The sequence below is a fragment of the Streptomyces sp. NPDC086147 genome, assembly GCF_040702165.1.
In the GTDB taxonomy this organism is placed as follows: Bacteria; Actinomycetota; Actinomycetes; order Streptomycetales; family Streptomycetaceae; genus Streptomyces.
The window spans coordinates 259,552-278,412 of record NZ_JBFBJO010000009.1; the positions used below are offsets into that span (position 1 = coordinate 259,552).

19 protein-coding genes are annotated in these 18,861 nt (G+C 72.3%); 11 read left to right on the forward strand and 8 right to left on the reverse strand.

The features are described from left to right. Positions 1-25: 25 nt before the first annotated feature. A complete protein-coding gene (locus AB0398_RS21575) occupies positions 26-271 on the forward strand; it encodes a hypothetical protein (RefSeq protein WP_366377204.1) in 246 nt (81 codons plus the stop codon). 32 nt (positions 272-303) lie between these two features. On the opposite strand, the gene AB0398_RS21580 is transcribed toward AB0398_RS21575, so the two are convergent. Continuing rightward, positions 304-882 (reverse strand): TIGR03086 family metal-binding protein, encoded by a 579-nt coding sequence (locus AB0398_RS21580; RefSeq protein ID WP_366377205.1) that lies wholly within the window; start codon positions 880-882, stop codon positions 304-306. A 121-nt stretch (positions 883-1,003) separates the two neighbouring features. Between AB0398_RS21580 and AB0398_RS21585 the strand changes: the two genes are divergently transcribed. Further along, a complete protein-coding gene (locus AB0398_RS21585) occupies positions 1,004-1,900 on the forward strand; it encodes a helix-turn-helix domain-containing protein (protein WP_366377206.1) in 897 nt (298 codons plus the stop codon). Between the two features lie 14 nt (positions 1,901-1,914). Then, positions 1,915-2,451 (forward strand): GNAT family N-acetyltransferase, encoded by a 537-nt coding sequence (locus tag AB0398_RS21590; protein ID WP_366377251.1) that lies wholly within the window; start codon positions 1,915-1,917, stop codon positions 2,449-2,451. Here AB0398_RS21590 and AB0398_RS21595 read toward each other — a convergent pair. After that, the gene (locus tag AB0398_RS21595; protein WP_366377207.1) at positions 2,439-2,888 is read right to left on the reverse strand and encodes a GNAT family N-acetyltransferase; all 450 of its coding nucleotides are present in this window, start codon (positions 2,886-2,888) and stop codon (positions 2,439-2,441) included. The two genes, AB0398_RS21590 and AB0398_RS21595, sit on opposite strands and share 13 nt — an antisense overlap. Before the next feature lie 203 nt (positions 2,889-3,091). Between AB0398_RS21595 and AB0398_RS21600 the strand changes: the two genes are divergently transcribed. Beyond that, the gene (locus AB0398_RS21600; RefSeq protein WP_366377208.1) at positions 3,092-3,943 is read left to right on the forward strand and encodes an NAD(P)H-binding protein; all 852 of its coding nucleotides are present in this window, start codon (positions 3,092-3,094) and stop codon (positions 3,941-3,943) included. 105 nt (positions 3,944-4,048) lie between these two features. Beyond that, positions 4,049-4,786: a Mut7-C RNAse domain-containing protein gene (locus AB0398_RS21605; protein ID WP_366377209.1), complete on the forward strand. Its 738-nt coding sequence runs from the start codon at positions 4,049-4,051 to the stop codon at positions 4,784-4,786. Here AB0398_RS21605 and AB0398_RS21610 read toward each other — a convergent pair. Beyond that, positions 4,783-5,283: a MarR family transcriptional regulator gene (locus AB0398_RS21610; RefSeq protein ID WP_366377210.1), complete on the reverse strand. Its 501-nt coding sequence runs from the start codon at positions 5,281-5,283 to the stop codon at positions 4,783-4,785. The two genes, AB0398_RS21605 and AB0398_RS21610, sit on opposite strands and share 4 nt — an antisense overlap. Positions 5,284-5,471: 188 nt before the next feature. On the opposite strand from AB0398_RS21610, the gene AB0398_RS21615 reads away from it, so the two are divergent. Continuing rightward, on the forward strand, positions 5,472-6,236 hold the full coding sequence (locus AB0398_RS21615; protein WP_366377211.1) for an SDR family NAD(P)-dependent oxidoreductase: 765 nt from the start codon (positions 5,472-5,474) through the stop codon (positions 6,234-6,236). A 79-nt stretch (positions 6,237-6,315) separates the two neighbouring features. Here the strand turns inward: AB0398_RS21615 and AB0398_RS21620 are convergent, their stop codons facing one another. Beyond that, entirely contained in the window at positions 6,316-7,509 is a 1,194-nt protein-coding gene (locus AB0398_RS21620) for an RtcB family protein (RefSeq protein WP_366377212.1), read from the reverse strand. A 175-nt stretch (positions 7,510-7,684) separates the two neighbouring features. Between AB0398_RS21620 and AB0398_RS21625 the strand changes: the two genes are divergently transcribed. From AB0398_RS21625 to AB0398_RS21635, 3 genes are all read left to right on the forward strand, one after another. After that, entirely contained in the window at positions 7,685-8,608 is a 924-nt protein-coding gene (locus tag AB0398_RS21625) for a DUF3558 domain-containing protein (protein WP_366377213.1), read from the forward strand. 163 nt (positions 8,609-8,771) lie between these two features. Further along, a complete protein-coding gene (locus tag AB0398_RS21630) occupies positions 8,772-9,503 on the forward strand; it encodes a DUF3558 domain-containing protein (protein ID WP_366377214.1) in 732 nt (243 codons plus the stop codon). A 147-nt stretch (positions 9,504-9,650) separates the two neighbouring features. Continuing rightward, complete coding sequence (locus AB0398_RS21635) at positions 9,651-10,898, forward strand: DUF2637 domain-containing protein (RefSeq protein ID WP_366377215.1); 1,248 nt, start codon at positions 9,651-9,653, stop codon at positions 10,896-10,898. Between the two features lie 139 nt (positions 10,899-11,037). On the opposite strand, the gene lysS is transcribed toward AB0398_RS21635, so the two are convergent. Then, positions 11,038-12,762, reverse strand: a complete 1,725-nt coding sequence (gene lysS, locus AB0398_RS21640) for a lysine--tRNA ligase (RefSeq protein WP_366377216.1) — start codon at positions 12,760-12,762, stop codon at positions 11,038-11,040. A gap of 235 nt (positions 12,763-12,997) precedes the next feature. On the opposite strand from lysS, the gene argS reads away from it, so the two are divergent. Then, positions 12,998-14,788, forward strand: a complete 1,791-nt coding sequence (gene argS / locus AB0398_RS21645; protein ID WP_366377217.1) for an arginine--tRNA ligase — start codon at positions 12,998-13,000, stop codon at positions 14,786-14,788. A gap of 69 nt (positions 14,789-14,857) precedes the next feature. Here argS and AB0398_RS21650 read toward each other — a convergent pair whose 3' ends face one another. Further along, a complete protein-coding gene (locus AB0398_RS21650) occupies positions 14,858-16,366 on the reverse strand; it encodes a helix-turn-helix domain-containing protein (protein WP_366377218.1) in 1,509 nt (502 codons plus the stop codon). 238 nt (positions 16,367-16,604) lie between these two features. On the opposite strand from AB0398_RS21650, the gene AB0398_RS21655 reads away from it, so the two are divergent. Beyond that, positions 16,605-17,354 (forward strand): DUF4232 domain-containing protein, encoded by a 750-nt coding sequence (locus AB0398_RS21655; protein ID WP_366377219.1) that lies wholly within the window; start codon positions 16,605-16,607, stop codon positions 17,352-17,354. A gap of 72 nt (positions 17,355-17,426) precedes the next feature. Here AB0398_RS21655 and AB0398_RS21660 read toward each other — a convergent pair whose 3' ends face one another. Further along, the gene (locus AB0398_RS21660; RefSeq protein ID WP_366377252.1) at positions 17,427-17,696 is read right to left on the reverse strand and encodes a DUF1876 domain-containing protein; all 270 of its coding nucleotides are present in this window, start codon (positions 17,694-17,696) and stop codon (positions 17,427-17,429) included. A 110-nt stretch (positions 17,697-17,806) separates the two neighbouring features. Continuing rightward, the gene (gene hemB, locus AB0398_RS21665; protein ID WP_366377220.1) at positions 17,807-18,808 is read right to left on the reverse strand and encodes a porphobilinogen synthase; all 1,002 of its coding nucleotides are present in this window, start codon (positions 18,806-18,808) and stop codon (positions 17,807-17,809) included. Positions 18,809-18,861: the final 53 nt, after the last annotated feature.

The window sequence follows — 18,861 nt, forward strand, 5'->3', positions numbered from 1 at the left end:
CGGCCCCCACGCCCTGGAGTGCGCCATGCCCTTGCCCGGCCGGTTCTCCGACCCCCGTACGATCACGCTCTTCGGCCTGCTCGCCGCCACGACGGCGACGTGCCTGGCCCTGGGCCTGCGCGCCCGGGCCGCCCGCCGCGCCCGGGCGGGCGTCCCGCTGGAGCGCGTCTGGCACCCGCAGGAGTCGGTCCCGCTGACGCCCGCCGAGGAGCACGCCTTCGGCCAGGTCGCCCACCGCCTCTCCCCCGGCCCGGTGCACCGCCCGCGCTGATCCGCCCCGGGACGCGGTCCACCAGGCGGGGTCTACCGGGCGCGCGGGTCGCGGCCCGTCGTGGCGAGCAGCCGCTCGAAGGCGGTGGCGTCCCCGGGCAGCTCGACGGCGTCCCCGAAGACGCCCATCCGCCGGGCCGTCGGAGCCATCCCCTCCACCTCCCCGGCGAGGCCCGCCACCACGGACGGATCCGGCTCGAAGGCCAGGCCGGTGGCACGGGCCAGGTCCCAGGCGTGCACGGTCAGGTCGAGCAGCACCATGGAGCCGACCGTCCGCGCGGGCAGCCCCATCGCCCCGGCCGTGCCCTCCTCGGCACCGGGCGCCGACCACGCCTCGACCAGCTTCCCGGTCTCCGCCGCGAACAGCTCGCGCCAGCCGGGACCGGCGACCCGGTCCGGGGTCTCGGAGAAGTCGGGCGTCCCCTTGGCGGCGAGGACCTGGAAGTTCACGACGACGGAGAAGAGATGGTTGAGCAGGGCGCGCACGTCGTACTCGGCGCAGGGCGTGGGCGCGCCGAGCGACGCGTCGGCGATGCCGTCGACCAGGGGAACGGCGTCGTCGGCGGCGGTACGGAGCAGGTCACCGATGCGGAGCTGGGCCTCGTTCGTCATGATCCCGACGCTACGGAAGCATGCCCGGCCCGGTCTTGAAGAAACACGACAGGCGGCGAGGTGCCGCACCGGGCGTCGCGGCCCCGGCCTGATCGACGAGACACCCCCTAGCATGCGGGGCATGTCGGACTCCGCGCCCCGCCGGGACACCCGGGGCATCGTCGACCCCGCCGGACTGCTCTCCCGCGTCCGCTTCCGCCGGCACCTCCCGGCGCCGGAGCTGCGGCCGTACCTGGAGCACTACTGGCTGATCGACTGGGAACTCCCGGAGCCGTACGCGAGCCACGTCGTCCCGCACCCGTCGGTGAACGTCGTCTTCCAGCGGTACGGCCCGCTGGGCGCCCCGGCGGCCGGGGCACACGCGTCGGCCGAGGTCTCGGGGATCGGGCTCGGCCTGTTCACCCACAAGCTGACGGAGGCGGGCCGGGTCTGCGGGATCCAGTTCCGCCCCGGCGGTTTCCGGCCCTTCGCGCCCGCGTGGCCGGTGTCGACGTGGACGGGCCGCCGCGTCCCCCTGACCGACGTCTTCCCCGGGACCCCGGATTCCCGCGGTACCCCGGCCTTCCCCGGCGCCCCGGAATCCCACGACGCCACGGCCGCCGTCCTCACCCCCGACGAGGACCACGCGCGCGTGGCGGCGCTCGACGCCTTCCTGCTGGCCCACGGACCGGTCCCCGACCCGGCCGCCGACCACGCCATGGAGCTGGTGGAGCTGGTCCGTTCGGACCGCACGGTCCGCGGGACGTCCCAACTGGCCGCCGCGTCCGGCCTGTCGGCCCGCTCCCTCCAGCGCCTCTTCGCGAGCCACGTCGGAGTCGGCCCGAAATGGGTGATCCTGCGCTACCGGATCCACGAGGCCCTGGAACGCGCCGAGGCGGCGGAGACGGCGGGCGCCCCGGACTGGGCAGCCCTCGCCGCCGAACTGGGCTACAGCGACCAGGCCCACCTCGTACGGGACTTCACGGCGACGATCGGAGTGCCGCCGACGGCGTACGCCCGCGGACCGTCAGTGCCGTGACCTACGGTGCGGAGATGGAGAACGACACCTCGCGCGTACGCCTGGAACCCTGGTCCGAGGAGGACGCCGGACTGCTGCGCGCCCTGAACGCACCGGAGCTGACCGCCCACCTCGGCGGCCCGGAGACCGAGGAACAGCTCGTACGGCGCCACCGGCGGTACGTGGACATGAGCGCCGCGGAACCGGGCGCGGGCAGGATGTTCCGGATCGTGCTGCTCCCGGAGGAGACCGTGGCGGGCAGCATCGGCTTCTGGGCGCAGACCTGGGACGACGAGCCGGTGTACGAGACCGGATGGGCCGTGCTGCCGGGCTTCCAGGGCCGGGGCGTGGCGACGTCCGCCGCGCGCGCGGTGACCGCGGAGGCCGGGGCGACGGGCCTCCGCCGGCATCTGCACGCCTTCCCGTCCTCGGACAACGCCGCCTCGAACGCGGTGTGCCGCAAGGCCGGCTTCGAGCCGCGCGGCGAACGGGACTTCGAGTACCCGCCGGGCCGCCCGATGCGCTGCACCGACTGGCGGCTCGACCTGGGGGACCCGGCTCAGGAGTCCTGACCGGGCGCGGTGAGCGGCCGGGCGAAGTGGAACGCCACGATGTCGAAGCGCTCGCGCAGGTAGAAGCGGTGGGCCCCGGTGCGGTGGGTGCCGGAGTCCAGGTTCAGCTCGTGGCAGCCGGCCTCGCGGGCACGGCCCTCCAGGTGGGCGATCAGCGCGTGCCCGACCCCGGTGGAGCGGTCGGCCGCCGCCGTCACCAGGTCGTCGACGTACAGATTGCGCAGGGAGCTGGTGTTGACGACGATCCGCCACCCGGCCGCGCCGACGCAGCGCCCGTCGTCCGCGTAGGCGGCGCTGAACCGCAGCCCCTGGGCGTGCCCGGTCCCGTAGACCTCGCGGAAGAGCTCCGGGGTGAGGTGGGGGCGGAGTTCGGAGAGGACCGGGAGGAGGTCGCTCTCCAGGCGGGGATCGCCCGGTTCGAGGTCGGTGATCTTCATGCCGGGACGGTACCCCAGGATTTTTCAGGGTTGACCGCCGAGGCACTGTCCCGGATATTTATCTGTGTCACGCAGACTATTCGCAGCGCAGTCGAATCGGCCGGGCCGACCGGGCCGGCCGAACCCATCGGCCACCCACCCCCGCCTGCCACTCACCCCTACCTGCCGGTCGCCCGTCGACCGCCGTCCCGGAAGGACACCCCATGACCGTTCTCGTCACCGGAGCCCGCGGCCGCGTCGCCTCCGCCCTGCTCGAACTCCTCACCGCCGCCGGCATCGAGACCAGGGCCGGATCCAGGAACCCCGCCGACCTCTCCCCACCCGCCGGAACCGGCACCGTGCACTGCGACCTCACCGACCCGGCCACCTTCGACACCGCCCTGAAGGGCGTCGACTCCGTCTTCCTCTACGCCGAGGCCGCCCACGCCGGCACCTTCGCCGACCGCGCCCGCGCCGCCGGCGTCCAGCACGTCGTCCTGCTCTCCTCCAGCGCCGTCCTCGCCCCCGACGCCGGCGAGAACGCCGTCGCCGCCCGCCACCTGGCGGCCGAACGCGCCCTGGCGGCCGCCGCCGCGTCCGGCGCCTTCGAGGCCACCCACCTCCAGCCCGGCGCCTTCGCCACCAACGCCCTCGCCTGGGCAGGTCCGCTCAAGGCGGGCCGCGGCCCGGACCTGCCCCACCCGCACGCGCACAGCGACCCGATCCACGAGCGCGACCTCGCCGAAGCCGCCCTCGCCGTCCTCACCGAACCCGGACCGCGCGGCTCCTCCCACTGGCTGACGGGCCCCGCGTCCCTGGACTTCACCGAACAGCTCGCGATCCTCGCCGAGGTGACCGGACGCCCCGCACCGCACACCGCCGTCACCCCCGAGAAGTGGAAGAAGTCGGTCGCCGCCTTCGTGCCGGAGCCGCTCGCGGACGGCCTCCTCGCCCACTGGGCCGCCCACGACGGCCGGCCCGTCCCCCTGACCGACACCGTGGAGGCACTGACCGGCCACCCGCCCCGCACCTTCGCCACCTGGGCCACGGACCACGCGGAGGCCTTCCGCCCCTGACCGGACCGCCCGCGCTCCGCCGCGCTCCCCGACCCCGGACCGACCCGAACCGCCCCGGGCCGAATTCCCTGGCAACCCGTCCGCCCCCGGTGACATCCTGTCCCCGTGAACGGACCGGAGATCCAGATCAGTTTCGCCCCCGGCCTGCGGCTCTTCGTCTCGGCGGAGCGGCGCACCGGCCCCACCCCCGTGACCACCGACGGCGCCTCCTCACTCGGCCACGTCGTGGAGTCACTGGGCGTGCCCCTCACCGAGGCCGGACGGCTCCTGGTCGACGGACGGCACGTCGAGGCCTCGCACGTCCCGAGCGCGGGCGAGACGGTCGAGGTCGAGGACGTCGCCCGCCCGCAAGCGGTCCCCGGCGCGCCCCTCCGGTTCCTGCTCGACGTGCACCTCGGCACCCTGGCCCGGCGCCTGCGCCTGCTCGGCGTGGACGCCGCCTACGAGAGCGAGGACATCGGCGACCCGGCCCTGGCCGCGCTCTCCGCGCGGGAGCGGCGCGTCATGCTCTCCCGGGACCGCGGCCTGCTGCGCCGCCGCGAACTGTGGGCGGGCGCCTACGTCTACAGCGACCGGCCGGAGGAGCAGCTCCGCGACGTCCTCGAACGGTTCGCACCGCCGCTCGCGCCTTGGACCCGCTGCACGGCCTGCAACGGCGCACTGAGCGAGGCCGACAAGGACGTGGTGCGCGAGCGACTGGAGCAGGGCACCGAGAAGACGTACGACGTGTTCGCCCAGTGCGTGGAGTGCGACCGGGTCTACTGGCGCGGCGCCCACCACGCACGCCTGGAGGCGATCGTCTCCGATGCGGTACGGGAATTCGGCGGGGCGACGGCCCGCTAGGGCGTGTCCGGCCGGTCGAGGTCGCCGTCGCGCAGGCGCTCGACCTGCCGGGCGCTCACCTCGACGGTGCGCCGCATGTGGGCGATGAGCAGGGCGACCTCGGCGTCGGTGTAGACGTCGAACATCGTGCCCCAGGTGCCGTTGAGCCTCCGCCACAGGGCGCCGAGCTCCGCCGTCCGCTCGGGGACGAGCGAGACCAGGACCCGGCGCCGGTCCTCGGTGTCGCGCGCCCGCGTCACGTACCCGGCTCGTTCGAGACGGTCGACGAGCCGGGTCGCCGAACCGGTGGTGAGCCCGGTCAGCTCGGCGATCCGCCCGGTGGTCACCGGCCCGCCCTCCAGACTGAGCAGGTTCAGACACTGCACATCGGTCGGGTGGAGCCCCAGATGGTCCGCGACGGCCTGGTTGAACAGGGCGTAGGCGGCCATGTAGCGGCGGGCCTCCCCGTACAGCTCGGTCATCAGCGCCTCGCGCCGGGCGGAACCCTTCTGCGTCATGCAGAGATCGTACGGACGTCTCCCGCTCGGAAGGCATAAGGGTCACCGGTGACGAGCACCAGGACGCGGTACCGACCGTTCACCGGGTTCCGGTCGACCGCCCCACCCGCCCCCGATCCCCTCCCCACCGCCCCGCCTATCCTGACCGGACGATCACCACCTTCGATCACCTGCGCGAGGAGCACGCCATGACCGCCTCCGGTACCCCCATCGCCGTCGTCACCGGCGCGAGCAGCGGAATCGGCGCCGCCACGGCCAGGCAGCTGGCCGCCGCCGGCTACCGCGTGGTCCTCACCGCCCGCCGCAAGGACCGCGTCGAGGCCCTCGCCGACGAGATCAACGCCGCCGGCCACCAGGCCACCGCCTACGCCCTCGACGTCACCGACCGCGCCGCCGTCGACGAGTTCGCCACCGCCTTCCGCACCCTCGCCGTCCTCGTCAACAACGCGGGCGGCGCCCTCGGCGCCGACCCCGTCGCCACCGGCGACCCCGACGACTGGCGCCGCATGTACGAGGTCAACGTCCTCGGCACCCTCCACATGACCCAGGCCCTGCTCCCCGCCCTCACCGCGAGCGGCGACGGCACGGTCGTCGTCCTCTCCTCCACCGCGGGCCACGGCACCTACGAGGGCGGCGCCGGCTACGTCGCCGCCAAGAACGGCGCCCGCGTCCTCGCCGAGACCCTCCGCCTGGAGATCGTCGGCACCCCCGTCCGCGTCATCGAGATCGCCCCCGGCATGGTCAAGACCGACGAGTTCGCCACCACCCGCTTCCGCGGCGACACCGACAGGGCCGCCAAGGTCTACGCCGGCGTGGCCGACCCCCTCACCGCCGACGACGTCGCCGAGACCATCACCTGGGCCTGCACCCGCCCCCCGCACGTCAACATCGACCTCCTCGTCGTCCGCCCCCGCGCCCAGGCCTCCAACACCAAGGTCCACCGGGAACTGTAGAAACTGCGGGAGGGGCCGGCGCGTACGCACACCGGCCCCTCCCACACCCTCCGAAGCCGCGAGGCCCCGAAGGGACGACTCAGCCCTTCACGCAGACGACCTGCTTCAGCTTCGCGACGACCTCCACCAGGTCCCGCTGCTGGTCCATCACCTGCTCGATCGGCTTGTACGCGCCCGGGATCTCGTCCACGACGCCGGAGTCCTTGCGGCACTCCACGCCCCGCGTCTGCTCCTCCAGGTCCCGTACCGTGAAGCGCCGCTTCGCCGCGCTCCGGCTCATCCGGCGGCCCGCGCCGTGCGAGGCGGAGTTGAAGGCCTTCTCGTTTCCGAGCCCCTTCACGATGTACGAGCTGGTGCCCATCGAGCCGGGAATGATCCCGAACTCCCCGGAGCCGGCCCGGATCGCGCCCTTCCGCGTGACCAGCATGTCCATGCCCTCGTACCGCTCCTCCGCCACGTAGTTGTGGTGGCAGGAGATCACCGGCTCGAAGGTCACCCGAGCCTTGCGGAACTCCCGGCGGAGGACCTCCTGGAAGAGGGCCATCATGACCGCGCGGTTGTACTTCGCATATTCTTGCGCCCAGAAGAGGTCGTTCCGGTAGGCGGCCATCTGTGGGGTGTCCGCCACGAACACCGCCAGGTCGCGATCGACGAGTCCCTTGTTATGGGCAATTTTCTGGGCCTCACCGATGTGGTATTCAGCGAGCTCCTTACCGATGTTCCGGGAACCCGAGTGCAGCACGAGCCAGACCGATCCGTGCATATCTATACAGACTTCCACATAATGATTTCCCGAGCCGAGCGTCCCCATCTGCTGCCCCGCCCGTTCCCGCCGGAACTTCACCGCGTCCGCGATCCCGTCGAACCGCGACCAGAAGTCGTCCCACCCCGCCGTCGGGAACTGGTACAGCCGCTTCGGGTCCACCGCCTCGCGGTGGAGGCCGCGGCCGACCGGGATGGCCTGTTCGATCTTGGAGCGGAGGCGGGAGAGGTCGCCCGGCAGGTCATTGGCCGTCAGGGAGGTCTTGACCGCCGACATGCCGCAGCCGATGTCCACGCCGACCGCCGCCGGGCACACCGCGCCCTGCATCGCGATCACCGAGCCGACCGTCGCGCCCTTGCCGTAGTGCACGTCCGGCATCACGGCCAGACCCTTGATCCAGGGGAGCGTCGCCACGTTCTGGAGCTGCTGCATGGCGCCGCCCTCCACCGTGGAGGGGTCGGTCCACATCCGGATCGGCACCTTCGCCCCCGGCACCTCTACGTACGACATACTTCCTCGATTCCCCCGAAACGTCCGATAACGCAAAAACCGGAGCCAAAGCCCGTACAGGTGACAGGGGACCGGCATCAACGGCAGCGTGTGCGATAGACATTGTGTCCATCGGCCGGGTTCGCGCGGCAAACAGTTTTCGGAAAAGCCTTACGGGTGAAGGGAGCCTGGGACCGTGCAGCGAAAGAGGTACGCCCCCGGTGGCACCGGGTCCACGGCTCGTACCGTCCTCGTCCTCGCACTCGGCCTGGGCCTCGGCGCGGGCCTCTCCGGCTGCTCCTCCGGCACCCCGGCCGACGACGTCACCGTCGACGCCAAGGCCGGCGTCGCCTCCCCCGCCGCGTCTCCCGGCCGCTACCGCACCCTCTTCGAACCGTGCGGCGCCGTCCCGCAGGGCGTTCTCAAGGAGATGCTCCCGGGCGCCGCCGCCCTGCCCGACCCCGAGCGCGACAAGGCCTACCGGGGCACCGCCGCCGTCACGTACGACACCGACCGGCGGGTCGGCTGCTCGTGGCGGGCCGACGCGCCGGAGACCTCGCACCGGCTCTCGCTCGACGTCGAGCGGGTGGTCTCGTACGACACCTCGGTCAGCGACGACGACCGGGCGCAGGAGGTGTACGTCCGCAAGCAGCTCGCGGCGGGCATCCCGCTGCCGCCCGCCGCGCCGTCCGAGAACGTCGGGACGCCGACCGGCACTCCCGGCGGTCCGACCGTTCCCCCGGCGCACAAGCCGTCGGCGACCGGCGGCGCGGATCCGGTGAACGCCGCCGCCTCCACCGCTCCCACTCCCGGCGCCCCCACGCCCACCGGGCCGACCGGTTCGGGGCCGACCCCGTCCGGGGGCCCCTCCACCACGGGTCTCGAGCCGCGCGTCCTGGAGGGGCTCGGCGAGGTCGCGTACCTCGACGACGTCCTCGGCGGGCCGGGCGCGAGCAGCCGCCAGCGGTCCGTCGGCGTGGTGTTCCGCACATCCAACGTGATCGTGACGGTGTCGTACCGGGAGGAGGCCACCGGTTCCGCCGGGGCGCCGGACGCCCGGGAACTGCAGGAAAGGGCCCTGAAGCTGGCCCGGTTGCTGGCCGACCGGCTGGAGGAGTAGCCGGTCGGTGCCGCTCCGTGAGCGGAGGGCGAGCACGTAACGTGTCGCCGTGGCCCACGGCCGGACAGCCGGACAGCCGGACAGCCGGACAGCCGGACAGCCGGACCGTACGACAGCCGTACCGCACGACCGCCGGACCGTACGACAAGCGACTGAAGGAACCATGCAGCGATCAGCTCCGCGACTCACCCGCATACTCGCCTGCGCAGCCGTCCCGGTGATGCTCGTCGTCGCCGGCTGCTCCTCCGACTCCGGTGACTCCGGGAAGTCGAAGGCGAAGGAGACGCCGGGCGCGTCGGCGTCCGCGACGCCCTCGCCCGTGCAGACGACGAAGGCGGTCGAGCCGGCGAAGTTCGCGAAGCTGCCCCAGGTCTGCCAGTCGATCACGGCGAAGACGACCGAGGCCCTGGTGCCGAAGGCGAAGACCAAGAACGGCACGCCGGGCGTCTCCAGCGACCTGGGGAGCCGCGGCGGCTGCTCGTGGAACGGCCTGGACGACAAGGGCGTGAAGGGTTCGCAGTACCGCTGGCTGGACGTGTCCTTCTACCGGTACGACTCGGACGCCTCGCTCGGCAGCGGTCAGGAGCGGGCCCGGCAGAACCTCGCGAAGGAGGTCGCGAAGGTCGAGGGGACGGCCGGGGCGAAGAACCTCCGGACGACGGCGACCACGGGGATCGGCGACGAGGCGAAGACGGTCACGTACCAGGAGACCAAGACGGGCGTGAACTTCGTGTACACGTCGATCGTGGCGCGCACGGGGAACGTGCTGGTGCTGCTGTCGTACAACGGCGCCGGTTACTCGGGTGCGCCGACGCCGACGGAGAAGGCGATCACGGACGGTGCGGCCGCGGCGGCCAAGGAGGCCGTGGGGTCGGTGGCGGCGGCCAACAAGTAACGGTCGGCAAGTAGCGGCCGACAAGAAGGAACAAAGCACCACGGAACGGCACATCTGCATGGAGCCCGTCCCTCCCCCGGGGGCCGGGCTTCGTTCACATGTGCCACTCTGTGCGCGCGAGATGTCGATCGACGGGAGGGGTCGCGGGTGGCCGCGATGCAGCTGACACGCACACACCGGGTACTCATCGGCCTCGTCATCGCCGGTGCGCTGATCATCGCGGGAATCGGTTTCGCGGGTTCGTACGCCGCGGTGCGCGAGCTCGCGGTGCAAAAGGGTTTCGGCACCTTCTCGTACTTCTTCCCGATCGGCATCGACGCGGGCATCTGTGTGCTCCTCGCGCTCGACCTGCTGCTGACGTGGCTGCGGATCCCGTTCCCGCTGCTGCGGCAGACGGCGTGGGTGCTCACGGCGGCGACCATCGCGTTCAACGGCGCGGCGGCCTGGCCGGATCCGCTGGGCGTGGGCATGCACGCGGTGATCCCGGTGCTGTTCGTGGTGGCCGTGGAGGCGGCGCGGCACGCGGTGGGCCGGATCGCGGACATCACGGCGGACAAGCACATGGAGGGGGTGCGGCTGACGCGGTGGCTGCTGTCGCCGATACCGACCTTCCGGTTGTGGCGGCGGATGAAGCTGTGGGAGCTGCGTTCGTACGAGCAGGTCATCAAGCTGGAGCAGGAGCGGATGATCTACCAGGCCCGGCTCCAGGCCCGGTTCGGCCGGAACTGGCGGCGGAAGGCTCCGGTGGAGGCGCTGATGCCGCTGCGTCTGGCGCGGTACGGGGTGCCGTTGGCGGAGACGGCGGCGTCGGGTCTGGCGGCGGCGGGGATCGAGCCGGCGGTGCTGCCCGCACAGCAGGGCCAGGTCTACGAGCAGCCGCAGCAGCCCCAGTTGCCCCAGTCGTCCCAGTCGCCCGTGGCGCCGCAGGCGGTGCCGCAGCAGCTTCCGCAGCAGGCGGGGGGCCTGCCGCAGGGGGACGTCGCGATCGTGCCCGTGAACCACGAGAGCCCGTGGTTCGACACGCAGAAGGTGTCCACGGAGGCGTACGAGGGGACGTACAACCCCCAGATCGTGGAGGGCCTGGAGCCGATGCCGGTGCCGGTGCCGCAGGGTCCGGAGGACATTCCGGCGCCGGGACCCGAGGGGTTCGTGGAGTATCCGGAGTACGTGGAGGAGCCGGACCAGCAGGTCGGTCAGCTCCGTGAGGTCGTCCACAAGCTCACGTGGGCGTACGCCGTGGAGCACGAGAGCTTCCCGGAGGACGCGGAGCTGGCGCGTCAGGTGGCCGAGTACTACGGCGTCCAGCAGTTCCACGACCCCGAGCTGCTTCAGCGGCTGGTTCCCGGGGTGCAGGAGGAGATCCGTCAGGCGATGGTCGAGCGGCACACGCCCTGACCCGTACGCGGCGCGTGAACGCGTGAGCGCATGAGCGCATGAGCGCATGAGCGCATGAGCACGTGAAAGGGGCCGCCGCCCGGAGAGCATCCGGGCGGCGGCCCCTTTCACGTGTGCGCCGGGCGCCTTTCGGCGGGTGTCAGGCGCCGAGGAGCTTCCTCACCCGGTCCGCGCCGACGGCGAGGAGGAGGGTGGGGAGGCGGGGGCCCGTCTCGCGGCTCACGAGGAGCTTGTAGAGCAGGGCGAAGAAGGCGCGCTGGGCGAGCTTGAGCTCGGGCGTGGGCTTGGCCTCGGGGTCGAGTCCGGCCATGACCTTCGGGACGCCGTAGACGAGGGTGGTGAGTCCGTCGAGCGACCAGTGGGTGTCGAGGCCTTCGAGGAGGAGGCGGAGCGACTCGCGGCCCTCGTCGTCGAGCGAGCCGAGGAGTTCGGCGTCGGGCTCGTCGCGGACGATGGTGCGCTGGTCGGCCGGGACCTGGTTGGTGATCCAGTTCTCGGCGCGGTCGAGACGGGGCCGGACCTCGTCGAGGGAGGTGACGGGGTTCTCGGGGTCGAGTTCGGTGAGGATCCGCAGGGTCTGCTCGTCGTGTCCGGCGGTGATGTCCATGACCGAGGCCAGGGTCCGGTACGGGAGCGGGCGCGGGGTGCGGGGGAGTTCGCCTGCGGCGGTGCGGGCGGCGCGGGAGTGGGCGGCGGCGTCGGCGGGCAGGACGGTGCCGTCGGCGACCTTGGACTCCAGCTTGTCCCACTCGTCGTAGAGGCGCTGGATCTCCTGGTCGAAGGCGATCTTGAAGGACTGGTTGGGCCTGCGGCGGGCGTAGAGCCAGCGCAGCAGGGGCGCTTCCATGATCTTCAGGGCGTCGGCGGGGGTGGGGACGCCGCCGCGGGAGGAGGACATCTTGGCCATGCCGCTGATGCCGACGAAGGCGTACATGGGGCCGATGGGCTGGACGCCGTCGAAGATCTCGCGGACGATCTGGCCGCCGACGACGAAGGAGGAGCCGGGCGAGGAGTGGTCGACGCCGGAGGGCTCGAAGATCACGCCCTCGTAGGCCCAGCGCATGGGCCAGTCGACCTTCCAGACCAGCTTGCCGCGGTTGAACTCGCTGAGCCGGACGGTCTCGGCGAAGCCGCAGGCCGTGCAGGTGTAGGCGAGTTCGGTGGTGTCGTCGTCGTAGGAGGTGACGGTGGTGAGGTCCTTCTCGCAGCGCCCGCAGTAGGGCTTGTACGGGAAGTAGCCCGTGCCGCCGCCGGAGCCGTCGTCCTCGGCGGCCGCGCCGGAGCCCTCCTCGGCTTCGAGCTCGGCCTCGTCGAGGGGCTTCTGGGACTGCTTCTTCGGCGCCTTCTTGGTGCGGTACTGGTCGAGGATGGCGTCGATGCCCGCGCGGTTCCTCATGGCGTGCAGGATCTGCTCGCGGTAGGTGCCGGCGGTGTACTGCTCGGTCTGGCTGATCGGGTCGTACTCGACGCCGAGCTCGGCCAGGGACTCGACCATGGCGGCCTTGAAGTGCTCGGCCCAGTTGGCGTGGGGCGAGCCGGCGGGGGCCGGGACGGAGGTCAGCGGCTTGCCGATGTGCTCGGCCCAGGTCCCGTCGACGCCCTCGACGCCGTTCGGGACCTTGCGGTAGCGGTCGTAGTCGTCCCAGGAGACGAGGTGGCGGACGGTGTATCCGCGGCGGCGGATCTCGTCGGCGACCAGGTGCGGGGTCATGACCTCGCGGAGGTTGCCGAGGTGGATCGGGCCGGAGGGGGAGAGTCCGGAGGCGACGACGACCGGTTTGCCAGGCGCACGTCGCTCCGACTCGGCGATGACCTCGTCCGCGAAACGGGAGACCCAGTCGGTCTCTGTGCTGCTCTGAGCCACGGTCGGTACGTCCTTCTTTCCGGAATTCCTCGGCGCCTTGCGTCAGGCCCTACGTCTGTCATTGTCCCAGACGGAACGACGGGCCCCGGGGTTGTCCACAGGTGCGGGTTGTCCACAGCTCCGGGTTCTCCGCGGGTCCGGCTCGTCCACAGGCGGAGAAAACACGTTGCTCTCCCGTGGGACACTTGACAAGCGAAATAGACCACCGGACACCTCTCGACGGAAACGGAAGCTCATGGCCTCGGTCCCTTCCCTCGCTTCGACCGTGCAGCAGCGCCTCGCGGACGGACTCTCGGCTGCCCTGCCGGAGGCCGCGTCCGCCGACCCGCTGCTGCGACGTAGCGACCGGGCCGACTTCCAGGCGAACGGCATCCTGGCCCTCGCCAAGCGGCTGAAGGGCAATCCGCGCGAGCTGGCGACGAAGGTCGTCGAGGCGATTCCGGCGAACGACGTCCTGAAGGAGGTCGAGGTCTCCGGCCCCGGCTTCCTGAACATCACGGTCACCGACCGGGCGATCGTCGAGACCCTGGCGGCCCGTGCCGCCGACGCGCGGCTCGGCGTGCCGTTCAACGAGTCGGCGGGCACGACGGTGATCGACTACGCGCAGCCGAACGTGGCGAAGGAGATGCACGTCGGCCACCTGCGGTCCGCGGTGATCGGCGCGGCGATGGTCGAGATCCTGGAGTTCACCGGCGAGACGGTGGTCCGGCGTCACCACATCGGCGACTGGGGCACCCAGTTCGGCATGCTCATCCAGTACCTGATCGAGCACCCGCACGAGCTGGACCACTCCTCGGAGTCCGAGGTGTCGGGCGAGGAGGCGATGTCTAACCTGAACAGGCTGTACAAGGCGTCGCGCGCCCTGTTCGACTCGGACGAGGAGTTCAAGACGCGGGCCCGTGCGCGCGTGGTGGACCTCCAGGCCGGTGACGAGGAGACGCTCGCGCTCTGGCAGCGGTTCGTGGACGAGTCGAAGATCTACTTCTACTCGGTCTTCGACAAGCTGGACATGGACATCCGGGACACCGACGTGGTCGGCGAGTCCGGTTACAACGACATGCTCGTGGAGACCTGCCGGCTCCTGGAGGAGTCGGGCGTCGCGGTCCGCTCCGAGGGCGCGCTGTGCGTGTTCTTCGACGACGTGAAGGGCCCGGACGGCAATCCGGTGCCGCTGATCGTGCAGAAGTCCGACGGCGGTTTCGGGTACGCGGCGACGGACCTGTCGGCGATCCGGGACCGGGTGCGGAACCTGAAGGCGACGTCCCTGCTGTACGTGGTGGACGCGCGGCAGTCGCTGCACTTCAAGATGGTCTTCGAGACGGCCCGCCGGGCGGGCTGGCTGAACGACGAGGTGAAGGCGCACCAGCTGGCGTTCGGCACGGTCCTGGGCAAGGACGGCAAGCCGTTCAAGACCCGTGAGGGCGAGACGGTCCGGCTGGTGGACCTGCTCGACGAGGCCGTGGACCGGGCGACGGAGGTCGTCCGCGAGAAGGAGGAGGCCTACCGGGAGAAGACCGGGCAGGCGCTCCTGACCGAGGCGGAGATCGTCGAGAACGGGCAGCACGTGGGCATCGGCGCGGTGAAGTACGCCGACCTGTCGACGTCGGCCGCGCGGGACTACAAGTTCGACCTGGACCAGATGGTGTCGCTGAACGGCGACACGTCGGTGTACCTCCAGTACGCGTACGCGCGGGTCAGGTCGATCTTCGGCAAGGCGGGCGACCGCACCCCGGTCGCCCACCCGGAGCTGGAGCTCGCCCCGGCGGAGCGCGCGCTCGGCCTGCATCTGGACGGGTTCGCGGAGACGGTGGCGGAGGCGGCCGCGGAGTACGCGCCGCACAAGCTGACCGCGTACCTGTACCAGCTCGCCTCGCTGTACACGACGTTCTACGACCAGTGCCCGGTGATCAAGCCGGAGCCGGCGCGGGAGGTCGCGGAGAACCGGCTGTTCCTCTGCGACCTGACGGCCCGCACGCTCCACCAGGGCATGGCGCTCCTGGGCATCCGGACGCCCGAGCGGCTCTGATCCGCCGGGCTCCGGCCCTCTGCTCACCGACGGGCACCTCTCGTTGCGCGAGAGGTGCCCGTTCCGCGTTCAGCCCCCGTCGTCCGTGCGCCATTCGCCCGGGTCGACCCACCAGACGTACGAGGGGCGTCCGGCGGTCGCGCTGGTGCGGAAGGGGCGGCCTCCGTCGTCGACCCGGATCGTGCCCCTGCGGTCGCCGCTGCTCCACTCGACCTCCAGGTACCAGCTGACGTCGTGGGCCTTGGTGGTCACGTCGAAGCGGAGGACCTGGGGGTCGTGGGAGGCGACCTTGTAGGGGAAGTCCTTGGCGGGGACGACGATGTCGCCGTTCTGCCCGGCGACCGGGCGGACGCCGGGCTGGGGGCGGTCGAGGTCCACGGCGAACGTCTGCGGGGTGACGCCGCTGCCGCAGCCCTCGCCCATCGAGAACGCCGCCCAGGGCAGGGCGGCGGAGCGCCCCACCACCCGGACGTTGATCCTGTTGATCACCACGGAGTCGGCCGTGCGGCCGGTGGCGGTGAGTTCGAGGCGCATGCCGCCGCCGTTCACCGCGCCGAGCGACCGCGCCCAGCCCCGGTGGTCCTGGGGCGGGGGCGGCGGGGGCACGGTGCCGGGGTCGCGGTCGAGCAGGTAGTACTGGCCGCAGGGATGCTCCCAGTTGTACGAGCTGATGCCGACGCGCAGCGGGACGCCGGTCGCGGGCGCGCCGGACCGCGGGGCGGTCGGCGACGGGTTCCGCGAGGGGTCCGGGGCCGGGGAGGACGGGGAGCCCTTGCCGTCGGGCGGCCCGGACGGTGAACCGGTCGGGGTGCCGGACGGGGTCGGAGTCACGGCCGGGGACGAGGCGGGGCCGGGGCGTACGGGGAGGGTGCCGCCGGTCGCCGGACCGGACGGAGCGGGCACCGGGGCCGCCCGCTCAGGTCGTCCCCCGCCGTCGCCGCCGGACGCGAACACGGCGACCGGCACGGCCACCGCGACGACCACGGCGGCGGCGAGCGCGACGAGCACACGGCGCCGGCGCGCACCGCCGCCCGGGGCATCGGGCCGGCCGCGGACGCCGGGGGCCCTGAGCACTTCGGACACGTCGGGCGCGTCGAGCGCGTCAGGCGCGTCAGGCGCGTCGGGTGCACCCGAAACGCCTCCCGCCTCGGACCCCGTACTCGCGTCCGTAACGACCACAGACCCCGACCCCACCCCCGAATCCGCCTCCGGCACCGCCTCCGGCACCGGCACCGGCACCGGCCCAGGTTCAGACCCCGCACCCGCCCCAGGCTCCACCTCCCGCCCCGACTCCACCGGCTTCACCGTCACCGCCGAGCGGCTCCGTGTCCGTGCGTCGTCCGCGACGATCCAGCGCCGGTGCAGCTCGATCAGTTCCTCGCGTTCGGCCCCGCACAGGCGGGCAAACCGCTCGGCCACCGCGAACTCGGCCGGTACGGCGTCGCCGTTGCAGTAGCGGTGCAGGGTCGACGTGCTGACGTGCAGCCGTCCGGCGAGCACCCCGTAGCTGCGCCCCGAACGTTCCTTGAGCTGCCGCAGCAGCGTGCCCAACTCCTGGGCCTCCGGTGTGGTCGCCACCGTGCCCCTCCCCGTGTTTCGGTGCTCTCACGTCCCGGAACGGCGTTCCAGGCAAGGTCCGTTCCCGCTGGTCACCGTACCCGTGAGCGTTCCAGTGTCCCCCATGGCCCGTTCGGCGTTGCGGCCGGAATCCGTCGCCCCGCAACCTGGGACCACGCAGCACGGCACCGGTCGAACGGGCAGTGCGGCAGCAGGAGACCGACCGAAAAGCAACGACACCCACGGGGGTTCCACCACCATGCGCACACACCGCATCCGCGTCGCCGCCGCGGCGGCCGTCACCGTCGCCGCCCTCTCCCTCACCGCCTGCCAGGGCTCGGCGGGCGGAACGCGGGACGAGGGCCGGGCCTCGTCCACGACCACCACCGCACCGGCGACTGCCGCGCCGACGCCCACGCAGGCCCCCACCGGGACTCCCGCGCCGGACGCGCCGGCCACGCCGACGGGCACGGACGCCTCCGGCAACAAGAGCACCTCCCCGCAGGGCTCACCCGGCGCCACCCTCACCCCCGCCCCCGGCAAGAACGGCGGCAAGGGCAAGGGCGGCAGCGGGAAGGACATCACCGAGCGGCCGTGCGACGCGTCGGCCGTGCGGGTCGTCTACAGCCCGGTGAGCCGTCCGCTCAACCACGCGCTGCTCACCGTCACCAACACCGGCCGCACGGCGTGCAACGCCTACCACGCCCCGGTGCTGCGCCTCGACGACGGGCAGGCGGCGGTCGCGGTGGAGCAGGCCAGCAAGCCGCAGGCGGTCGTCACGCTGTTCCCCGGTGAGAGCGCGTACGCGGCCATGATCCTGTCGGCGGCCGACGGCAGCGGGAACCACGGCCGCACGTCGAAGAAGCTGACCGTGTGGTTCGCCCCGCGCGACAACGTGGGTTCGGCCGGGGGTCCGGCCGTCCTGAAGCTGCCGGCCGGCACGTACACGGACAGCACCACCCGGGTCACCTACTGGCAGAACTCGATGGAGGACGCCCTGGGCTTCTGACCCCGGGGCCCGTTCCCGACCGTCTCCGGTGCGCCGCGTCCCGTTCCCCGGGGCGCGGCGCGCCGCCGTGGGTCACCGGATGGAGTGCGAGGTGCGTCCGGAGACCTGGTCGATCTCCGTGTGGGCCTTCTGGAGGAGCTGCGAGGCGAGGTCCATCAGGGCGCGCGCACCGGCGATCTCCTCGCCGACCCGTAGCTGGTCCGGGTCGGAGGGGTGCCGGTTCGCGGTGCCGTGGGCCCGGAACTCGGTGCCGTCGCCGAGCCGGACCATGGCGGCGGCCCGGGTCCGGTCGCCCTCCTCCTGGAACTCCATCTCCACGTGCCATCCGACCAGGGTGTGCATCATGAGGACCACCTCCGGCGAGGTAGGGGTACCTGTCGGCTACCCCTCCAGGGTGCGCCGGTCGACGGCCCCCCACCAGCCAGGGGCGGAGGCGGCCGGCTCCTGCGGCGTCAGTCCCCGCGGCCCAGCTTCTGCGCGACCTCGGTCGCCCAGTACGTCAGGATCATCTGCGCACCGGCCCGGCGGATGCCGGTGAGGGACTCCATGATCGCCTTGTCGCGGTCGATCCAGCCCTTCTCGGCGGCGGCCTCGACCATCGCGTACTCGCCGCTGATCTGGTAGGCGGCGACGGGCACGTCCACGGCGGCGGCGACCTTGGCGAGGACGTCGAGGTACGGGCCCGCGGGCTTGACCATGACCATGTCCGCGCCCTCCTCCAGGTCGAGCGCGAGCTCGCGCATCGACTCGCGGAGGTTGGCCGGGTCCTGCTGGTAGGTCTTGCGGTCGCCCTTGAGGGAGGAGCCGACGGCCTCGCGGAAGGGGCCGTAGAAGGCGGAGGAGTACTTCGCGGTGTACGCGAGGATCGCGACGTCCTCCTTGCCGATGGTGTCGAGGGCGTCGCGGATGACGCCGACCTGGCCGTCCATCATTCCGGAGGGGGCGACGACGTGGGCGCCCGCGTCGGCCTGGACCTGGGCCATCTCGGCGTAGCGTTCCAGCGTGGCGTCGTTGTCGACCCGCCCGTCGGCGTCGAGGACGCCGCAGTGGCCGTGGTCGGTGAACTCGTCGAGGCACAGGTCGGACATGATCACGAGGTCGTCGCCGACCTCGGACCGCACGTCCCGGATCGCGAGCTGGAGGATCCCGTCGGGGTCGGTGCCGACGGTGCCGGCGGCGTCCTTCTCGGCGTCCTCGGGCACGCCGAAGAGCATGATCCCGGAGACCCCGGCCTCCAGCGCCTCCACGGCGGCCTTCCGCAGGGTGTCGCGCGTGTGCTGCACGACGCCGGGCATGGCCCCGATCGGCACGGGCTCGGTGATCCCCTCGCGCACGAACGCGGGCAGGATCAGGTCGGCGGGATGCAGCCGCGTCTCGGCCACCATCCGCCGCATGGCGGGCGTCGTCCGCAGCCGCCGCGGCCGCGCCCCGGGAAAGGATCCGTACGAGTTCATACGGTCGAGGCTACGCCCGCGCGAACGGTGCACTTGCCGACAGGATGTTGCCG